We start from the raw sequence: 1,564 nt of genomic DNA, 5'->3' as shown, positions 1-1,564 counted from the left end.
GGAGATATGGATTAACAATGAATTAGGGCTTGCTCATTAAATCTAAAAGCATTGATAGATAGAGGTTTTAGGCTCAAAAAAGTCTGGCTTTTTAAGCTTGAGCAACGAGAAAGTTAGAGTTTTGAGGAGAATAATTACAGAAAAATTGAGGGATAAAATATTCGACTAACTCCTCTAAATTTTCCATTTATCCTGACTCCTGACTCCTGACTCCTCCCCTCACATATAAGACTTTTTCAGCAAACCCGAATTAATATCGAGGAATAACTGAAGTTAGTAGCCAATATAATTTATGCTTAAAAGTTTTTTTCTCTACATTTTTCTCTACAGTTGTAGGTTGTTTCATTACTTGTAATAACGAACTTAAAGCATAATCTTCAGATGAGTTTACTTGCCGATCAAAAAGAGCAATATTAATCGCTAAAGGTAGAGCAATAGCAGCTACATCTGGCTCTAATTCTTCAACTAATAAATCAATAGACTGACGTACTCTCACTGCAGAACGAATTCCTTGCAATATTTCTTCACCTAATCCTAATTGTTGTAAATTAGGATATATTTCTTCCCATTTAACTTCCCGATCTGGTTCCCCTGCTTGAATAACATAAGCTATCAACCTTTGCAGTTTTCCTTGTTGCTTGGTTGTCATGTTTTGGAGAGGTTCGGTTGTAGTTATTTCCTGGGAATTATTTTGATTTTCTTCTTGTTTGACACCATCAACAATTTTTTGCCAATCTTGACTATCGCAAGATGCCGGTTTTTCCACTGTTAAGGAAATAGTTATTTTTTTGTCTAGACTAGCATCAAGTTCGGTTACTTCTGCTTTTACTCCCAAAAAACCTAGCCATTTAGCAATTGTATGAATTAATGTTAGACGGGTTGAGTGACAGTTTGCTAATAACCGAACCTGGGTCCGAACCATAGGACGAACGATTTGTGTCAGCATTATGATTAACGTACTGTCTTACCTATAAATTTACCTTTTTAGAGAATAGCTAATTTTTATAGAATGAATGGCAGTATTAGCTACAGATTTTTCTTGCCATTTCTCTATGAAGTTACAAGAGAAATGGTATAGCGCTACTTGAATCGGGAATAGGGAATAGCGGTGCGACCCCGCGGGGTGCGACAGACGCAAGCTGTCATATCTCGCGTTGGTGCAAGACGCAAGTGGTGCTACCCGGCACCGCCGACAGGCGCAAGTGGTCAGACCCCGCGCCGCCGACAGGCGCAAGGGAATGCTGACCAAGAGAGGGAACGCGCACCAAGAAAGGGAAAAGGGAATAGTAGACTATCAAAGGGTTTCAATATTTAGAAATGTCCTAACCTTTGCTTCAACTGCTATATAGTTTGATTTTAGTTGATAATTAATTTAACTATTGCGCAATAGTTTTTAGATTTTAGATTTAGATGAAGTGGCAGAGTGAAAAGTTTTAGTTGTTAAACTAAGCCAGGTAAGTTACCCTACCCGACTCGTCTTCAGAACCGGACGTGAGACTTTCACCTCATCACGGCTCCTCTCTTAAACGTCCCTTTTCATGGGTACATCCTGCTTCAGAGTTAG

General features: G+C 38.8%; 2 protein-coding genes. One reads left to right on the top strand and one right to left on the bottom strand.

Annotation, left to right across the window (positions count from 1 at the left end; translation table 11 throughout):
• Nucleotides 1-250 precede the first annotated feature (250 nt).
• Nucleotides 251-946, bottom strand: a complete 696-nt coding sequence (locus F6K22_RS40590) for a hypothetical protein (protein ID WP_293110799.1) — start codon at nt 944-946, stop codon at nt 251-253.
• A gap of 162 nt (nt 947-1,108) precedes the next feature.
• Between F6K22_RS40590 and F6K22_RS40585 the strand changes: the two genes are divergently transcribed.
• Entirely contained in the window at nt 1,109-1,315 is a 207-nt protein-coding gene (locus tag F6K22_RS40585; protein ID WP_293110797.1) for a hypothetical protein, read from the top strand.
• Nucleotides 1,316-1,564: the final 249 nt, after the last annotated feature.

Origin of the sequence: Okeania sp. SIO2F4 (genome assembly GCF_010672385.1) — a bacterium.
Taxonomy (GTDB): Bacteria; Cyanobacteriota; Cyanobacteriia; order Cyanobacteriales; family Microcoleaceae; genus Trichodesmium.
This window is presented reverse-complemented; position numbering and strand designations above follow the sequence as displayed.